The sequence below is a fragment of the Fictibacillus gelatini DSM 15865 genome (genome assembly GCF_000430745.1).
In the GTDB taxonomy this organism is placed as follows: domain Bacteria; phylum Bacillota; class Bacilli; order Bacillales; family Fictibacillaceae; genus Fictibacillus_A; species Fictibacillus_A gelatini.
In genome coordinates, this window is the sequence record NZ_KE387234.1 from 104,943 (window position 1) to 112,507 (window position 7,565).

At 44.8% G+C, this 7,565-nt stretch carries 6 protein-coding genes; 5 read left to right on the top strand and 1 reads right to left on the bottom strand.

The window, feature by feature from the left end; genetic code table 11:
- Positions 1 to 19: 19 nt before the first annotated feature.
- From H538_RS0122170 to H538_RS0122195, 4 genes are all read left to right on the top strand, one after another.
- A complete protein-coding gene (locus H538_RS0122170; RefSeq protein ID WP_026679448.1) occupies positions 20 to 1,639 on the top strand; it encodes an amidohydrolase in 1,620 nt (539 codons plus the stop codon).
- 46 nt (positions 1,640 to 1,685) lie between these two features.
- Positions 1,686 to 3,029 (top strand): APC family permease, encoded by a 1,344-nt coding sequence (locus H538_RS24860; protein ID WP_035351979.1) that lies wholly within the window; start codon positions 1,686 to 1,688, stop codon positions 3,027 to 3,029.
- Positions 3,030 to 3,104: 75 nt separating this feature from the next.
- The gene (locus H538_RS0122190) at positions 3,105 to 4,736 is read left to right on the top strand and encodes an amidohydrolase (RefSeq protein ID WP_026679450.1); all 1,632 of its coding nucleotides are present in this window, start codon (positions 3,105 to 3,107) and stop codon (positions 4,734 to 4,736) included.
- A gap of 110 nt (positions 4,737 to 4,846) precedes the next feature.
- Entirely contained in the window at positions 4,847 to 5,917 is a 1,071-nt protein-coding gene (locus H538_RS0122195) for a PrsW family intramembrane metalloprotease (protein ID WP_026679451.1), read from the top strand.
- Between the two features lie 372 nt (positions 5,918 to 6,289).
- On the opposite strand, the gene H538_RS24865 is transcribed toward H538_RS0122195, so the two are convergent.
- Complete coding sequence (locus H538_RS24865; RefSeq protein ID WP_051291637.1) at positions 6,290 to 7,228, bottom strand: nuclease-related domain-containing protein; 939 nt, start codon at positions 7,226 to 7,228, stop codon at positions 6,290 to 6,292.
- A 93-nt stretch (positions 7,229 to 7,321) separates the two neighbouring features.
- Between H538_RS24865 and H538_RS0122205 the strand changes: the two genes are divergently transcribed.
- The coding region (locus H538_RS0122205; protein ID WP_026679452.1) for a transposase at positions 7,322 to 7,565 on the top strand (244 nt) is incomplete at its 3' end.

Genomic DNA, 7,565 nt, shown 5'->3' on the forward strand with positions numbered 1-7,565 from the left:
GTAAAAGGAATGATGCATAATGAATCGACCATTAGCTGACGTAATTCTTTCAAGCAATGCTGTATTTACAGGGCTAGCAGACGAGCCCGGACCCGCTTCGATTGCGATAAAGGACAACAAAATCGTTGCGATTGGCTCTGAAGCGGAGATGAAACGATACGAGGGCGATCACACGAAGACTTATTCATTTCAAGATCGACTCATTATGCCAGGATTCCATGATTTTCACCTTCATATTATGCAAGGCGCCGTTGCCCTCACAAGCGTCAATCTGTTCGAAGCCCGTTCAGAAAATGAGGCGCTCGATAGGATTCGCGAATTCGCCGAATCAAAGCCGGAAAATCCATGGGTTATCGGGTTTATGTGGGATGCGGGTTTCTGGGATACGCAAAAATTGCCGACTCGCCATTCATTGGATCGCATTCTCCCTGACCGCCCGGCGCTTATGTTTCATGCTGAAGGCCATTATGCATGGGTCAATTCAAAAGCACTGGAAGCCGCAACGATTACTCGTCATACGGAAAACCCTTCTTACGGCAGTATTGGAAAAGATGAAAATGGAGAACCGGACGGCATGTTATATGAAAAAGCAATGGATCCCGTTGTCCGCCTTGCATTTGATTTCTCACCTGAACAAAAAAGCAACATCTTTTCTCATTTTCTGGCCTACGCAGCAAGCCTCGGGGTAACGGCCGTCCATGACTTGCATGGCTTAAAAAACATCGATGCGCTTGATGTTTTTAAAGAATTTGAAGATAGCGGGAAACTAACAACGCGCATTCATTTATGGCCTCGTTTAACCGGCGATCTTTCACATGCCAGGCAATTGCGGGATACGTATCAATCAGAGAAGCTCCGGGTGTCAGGGCTGAAGCAATTTATCGATGGCGTCATTACCGCTCGCACCGCTTATTTGCTCGAACCTTATGCAGATCAGCCAGAGACGCGTGGCGAGACGTCTTTCCCGCATGAGACGATCAAAAAATGGGTAATTGATGCAGATAAAGAGGGCTTCAGCATTCGTTTTCACGCGATTGGGGATGGAGCGATTCGCCTCGCTTTAGATGCTTATGAGGAAGCACAAAAGGTGAACGGCAAGCGGGATTCGCGCCATTCCGTCGAGCACGTTGAAGTCATTCATCCTGATGATATCCCTCGCTTCAAAGAGCTTGGCGTTACGGCTTCAATGCAGCCGGATCACTTTGCGATGTCGGAACGCGGCGTTTACACGGAGCGAATTGGCGCCCAGCGGGAAAAGCATGTTTTCTCGATTAACACGTTAAAAAAAGCCGGCGCGAGATTGGCATTTGGAACGGACTTCCCGATTGATGGCTTAAATCCGCTTATGCAAATCTATCGGGCGGTAACGAGAATCGACAGCAGTGGAAAAGAAGTCTGGCACCCGCATGAACGGATCACCCTTGCCGAGGCATTGAAAGCGTATACGAGTGGCCCCGCTTACGGTTCTTTTAGAGAGCATGAATTAGGGACACTTGAAGTAGGGAAGCTTGCGGACATTGTCGTCCTGGAGCGGAATCTCTTTGAAGTCCCTGTTGAAGAAATTCCTAATATAAAAGTACTGCTAACCATCGTTGATGGAAAAGTTGTGTTTGAACATGCCGGGCTATTGGCAAAATAGCAAATCACTTGAACGATGGAAAATTTGGGCATGGGAGACTAAAAATATGAACAATACAAACTCACCAACTCTTAAACGATCTCTTTCATTAAAATATGTTGTGTTTTTTGGTTTATCTTTTATGTGTCCAACGACGTTGTTTTCAACCTATGGAGTGGCTGTCCATCGCACGAACGGAATGATTTCAACGGCTTATATCGTTGCCTTAATCGTTATGCTATTTACAGCTTATAGCTATGCGCAAATGGTGAAAGCTTTTCCAAACGCGGGTGCTGCCTATACCTTTACACAAAAATCGATAAGTCCTCACATTGGTTTTCTTGTCGGTTGGACCATCTTGCTGGATTATGTGTTCAGTCCAATGATCAGCGCGTTATTGTTAGGAATTGCTATGAAGGCATACTTCCCTTTGATTCCTATGTACATTTGGATTATTCTCTTTATCGTTACGATTACGATCGTCAATATTCTCGGCATCACGGTAGCGGCGAAGTTTAACACAGCTATTCTGTTCATGCAGTTCGGAACATTCACTCTTTTTACTGTGTTTTCAATAAAGGGCCTTTTAAATGGCCAGGGAGCAGGAACGCTTTTTTCCATGCTTCCGTTTATTGATACAAATGCCAATATGCCGGGCATCATGTCCATGATCCCTGTTTTATGCTTTTCCTTCTTAGGGTTCGACGCCGTCACCACCCTATCTGAAGAAGCAAAAAATCCTAAACAATCGATACCGAGGGCCATTTATTTGATTACGATCATTGGCGGGGCATTCTATATTATCGGCTCTTATTTTTTGCAGCTTGTCTGGCCGGACTACCAATCTATTAAAAACCCGGAAGCTTCATATATCGAAATTGGGCTGTATGTAGGTGGCAATTTTTTAGTTAGTTATATGCTTGCTGAAGGAATCATATCAAGTTTTGCCTCAGCTGTCGCCTCAGGGACAAGTGCTTCGCGCATTTTATATGCAATGGGACGCGAGCGTGTGCTTCCTGCCAGACTATTTGGGCATCTATCACCTAAATTTCGCACGCCTGTCTACAATATCGTATTGATCGGAGGCGTTGCTTTAAGTGCTCTTTTCTTAAATCTGACGACTGCCGTTTCTCTTATTAATTTTGGCGCGTTTTTTGCGTTTACTTTCGTTAATCTTTCGGTGATTGTCCACTTTTTTTTCCGAAAAAAGCAGCGATCCCTTACAGGGACGATTCGGTACTTGATCATTCCATTAATTGGCGCCGCGCTTACAGGTTTCTTCTGGGTGAAGCTGGACATCCATTCACTTCTAGTCGGCGGGGTTTGGCTTGCGCTCGGATTTTTATACCTTCTCAACCTGACGAAAATGTTCAGGCAGCCCCCACCTGAACTTGCCTTTGAAGAGGCTTAATAACTGCTAAAACGAGTGTCCCTTCAGCTAATTTGAAAGGTGATAGAATGAAACAATAAGAAAGGATTGATTAATATGAATCAACAACTTGCTGACATTATTCTTACAAGCAATGCTGTATTTACAGGGCTTTCCGACCTTCCTGAACCCGCTTCGATTGCGATAAAGGACCATAAAATTATAGCGGTTGGCTCCAAAGAGGATATGAAACGCTATTCAGGCGGGCACACGAAAACCTTCCATTTTGAAGACCAATTGATCATGCCGGGATTCCATGATTTTCACCTTCACATGATGGATGGGGCTGTTTCCATGAATAGCGTCAATTTGTTTTCCGCCCGTTCAGAAGAAGAGGCGATCGAAATGATTCGTACTTTTGCCGAATCGCGGCCGGAAAATTCATGGGTCATCGGCACTTCATGGGATGCCGGATATTGGGATACTAAAAGCTTGCCGACTCGCCATTCATTGGATCGCATTCTCCCCGATCGCCCGGCGCTTTTGTTTCACGCTGAAGGCCATTATGCATGGGTCAATTCAAAGGCGCTGGAAATCGCGAATATTACTCGCCATACGGAAGATCCTTCTTACGGCAGCATTGGAAAAGACGAAAACGGAGAACCGAACGGCCTTTTATACGAAAAAGCAATGGATGCCGTGATTCGCCATGCCTATCATTTTACAAAAGAACAAAAAAAAGAGCTTTTCGCGAACTTCCTCGCCCATTGCGCGAGTTTAGGAGTAACCGCTGTCCACGATTTATTTGCAATCGAAGCATTGGAGATGCTTAACGATTATGATGTATTTAAAGAATTCGAAGACAGTGGAAAATTGACGGCCCGCGTTCATTTATGGCCTGCTTTAAATGGCAATCTTGAACGGGCCAGAAAATTGCGGGATGCCTATCAATCAGAGAAGCTCCGCGTGTCAGGGCTAAAACAATTTATCGATGGCGTCATTACCGCCCGCACCGCTTATTTGCTTGAACCTTATGCCGACGAGCCGGAGACGCGCGGCGAGACGTCTTTCCCGCCTGAGACGATCAAAAAATGGGTGATTGATGCCGATAAAGAGGGCTTCAGCATTCGTTTTCACGCGATCGGGGACGGGGCGATTCGCCTCGCTTTAGATGCTTATGAGGAAGCACAAAAGGTGAACGGCAAGCGGGATTCGCGCCATGCCGTCGAGCACGTTGAAGTCATTCATCCTGATGATATCCCTCGCTTCAAAGAGCTTGGCGTTACTGCTTCAATGCAGCCGGATCACTTTGCGATGTCGGAACGCGGCGTTTACACGGAGCGAATTGGCGCACAGCGGGAAAAGCATGTTTTCTCGATTAACACGTTAAAAAAAGCCGGCGCGAGACTGACATTTGGAACGGACTTCCCGATTGATGGCTTAAATCCGCTTATGCAAATCTATCGGGCGGTAACGAGAATCGACAGCAGTGGAAAAGAAGTCTGGCACCCGCATGAACGGATCACCCTTGCCGAGGCATTGAAAGCGTATACGAGCGGCCCGGCTTACGGTTCTTTTAGAGAAGATGAGCTAGGTACGCTAGAAGCAGGAAAACTCGCCGATCTCGTCGTCTTAGACCGAAATCTTTTTGAAATCCCGGCGGAAGAAATCATCGAAGCACAGGTATTGCTTACGATAGCTGACGGAAATATTGTTTTTAAAAATGGAGTGGCTCAAGGAGTAAAATAGCATCGCTTCCTCTTCCGGGCTGAAGTCGGTCGTGTATTTCTCCTTTCTTTTACACATATTATCAAGGAATGGCCCGTCTATTCTTTGATCATACAAAGGGGTGAAGGCAAATGAAATGCCCACATTGCGACTATTCTAATCCGGAAGGGGCGAAGCGCTGTTTAACGTGCAGCCATAAATTAGTAAGCCCCGACTATCCAGAGCAGGATCCGAGCAAGTTATTTTACGAATTTGCGCAGCTTGTTGACGGGATTCCGAGTGCTAACCGGTCAGTCAAACCTAAGTTCCAAAATATCTTTTCGCGCGTGTTTCGAAAACATAATGAAATCGAGGCGGAACGGCTTTTTATTGTCGGAACATCGCTTACTACGCCCGATATCGAAGAAGTGGAGGCAACCTGGCCAAAACCGTGGCTTTTTGCGAGGGTGTTCCTCTTTTCACTCATCGCATTTATAGGGCTGTACTTAGGTGTAAGCTTGTTCAAAAATATCAACTTTATCCCGGGGCTTATCGTCGTTGGCGCTTTCGCCGTCCCCTTTACCACGTTGATTTTCTTCTGGGAAATGAACGCTCCCCAGAATATCGCCATTTACAAAATTGTCTATGTCGTCTTTATCGGGGGAATCCTCTCCCTTTTAGTGGCGCTCGTTTTTTATGATATTCTTCGGAATAACATTAATCCTGTCACGATTGGGATCATTGAGGAATTGGCAAAAGTGGTCGCCGTCATCTTTTTTGTTCGCCACCTTAAATATAAATATGTTCTCAATGGGCTGTTGCTCGGGGCTGCGGTCGGGGCCGGTTTTGCCGCGTTTGAAACGGCAGGATATGCACTCAGGGCGCTCCTTTCCGGCAGCTTTCCTTCGCTTTACAACACCATCTTGTTGCGCAGCGTGTTTTCTCCCGGAGGGCATGTCGCATGGGCGGCTTTGACAGGGGCTGCATTTTGCAGGGTGCAAGGAGATTCGAAATTTCATCTTAACATGCTAAAGAAGGCTAAATTCGTTAGTATTTTTCTTTTAGTCGTTGCGATGCACGCTCTCTGGGACTCGCCCATACCCGGCATTTTTCCGATCGGGCAGCTCGTTCTAATGGTCATATCATGGGTATTTGTTTTCTGGATGATCCGCATCGGACTTAATGAAATCACCGAGAAGAAAAAACGGTTGTCCGTTCCATAGAGAAAGGCAGAATCGGCAAGCAGCGGCTAAATGGGGTCGCTGTTTTCTTTTGGGACAATATTTCTTTTTCGTCTGGCGCTTCGGACAATAACTCCTCGCTTTTCGATAATAAATTCGCTTATTCGGACAATAAATTCTCTCGTTTGGACAATAAAATTCGCTCTCCGACAATAAATTCGCTCGTTCGGACAATAAGCCTTGCTCCTCTGACAATACGTTCTCTGTTTTGACATTAAGTTCCGCTATCTGGGCAACAAAATTCTTCGGGCCCAATATAAATTTGTTAATTACAGCAGATTAGCATGTGAATTTTGAAGGATTTTTACTGATTCGGATTATTTTAATTCTTCTAGCTACTAAAGATTCCAATCGTTATTCATCAAGATAAGAGAGCTCATATTTTCTTCCTCTCAGGCTGCCGGAATGTTGCAATTTAAGGGAAGTCAAAAGTTTAGAAGTTACTGAAATAGAAGGAATTTGCAAGAATTCACGGGCTTGATGATTCGTGATCGTCGTCCCTACTAAAAGGGCATAATCGTGAAGTGAAGAAAGGTGGGCATCTTTTGAAGAATGCTTGCAGTGGGGGCAAAACCAGGATCCTCTTTTTCTTTGCATAGGAAGAGAAAAGCAATTCGTGCATTGGACGCCTGTGAGAAGCTCTTTTTTGGATATTTGATATTGATCAAGCACACTATCATCCAATTGTATATGCTGTTTAATGAGGAGACGTGAGATCTTCCTTATTTCTTTTAGATTTAACCACTCTTTTTTATACATCCGCTCAAGCTTTTCCACTTTAAAAGGAAGTGCGGCCGCATGCATCACTTTTTGAAAAATTTTAGGGTCATTTGGTATGGCTTTTAATAGCGTGTGCGGATTACTAATAACAATAAACGAGGCAATCGGCAGTTGCGGGAACTTGTTTTTCTGAAGCCACCATTCTAATTGAAGCATTTGACGCCGCACCTGCAAGAATGGATCTGGAAAACACTCTACCACCCCATTGTTTTCGCGAATAAGCTGGTTGCTTATCTGATCAAAGGTTAACGTGCCTGAATAATTTTTCACTTCAAGGATGAGGAGAAAATATGGGGAGATGAGCAACGAATCGATCTGAAAGTAACGATCTTTATGGTCGAGAAGCCGTACATCATGAAGGATATGGTAACGTTCATCAGAGAGAAAACTTAAATGAAAGTCAAGTGAATTTTCGCCGTATAGTCCCGCTGACCTTCTCGCTAATTCGTCTTCAATGCTCTTTCGCTTTGGATAGGATGTTGGGAGCCTTCTTAATAATGGATGATGTAAAATATCTTGTGTAAGTCAAAGAAGGCCTTCTCAAAATAAAAAAAGTAGGGTACTCTCGGAATTGTCGAAGATTCCAGAACGAGAGGAGACCCTACTATGAATTTTAGTATAACTGATATTCTGTCACAAAATCAATTGGATCAAATGGTAAAGGATTTTTTGAAAGAGAAGATTGAATTCCTGCTTCAGGAGGAGATCAAGAATTTCATCAAAGTAGAAAACCCGGATCAAAAGCTGCAGCGTAACGGCTATTACCCACGGGGCTTAGACACGAAGTACGGACGAATAGAAGAACTCAGTATCCCCAGGGATCGGCAGGGGCAGTTTCATACACAGCTAT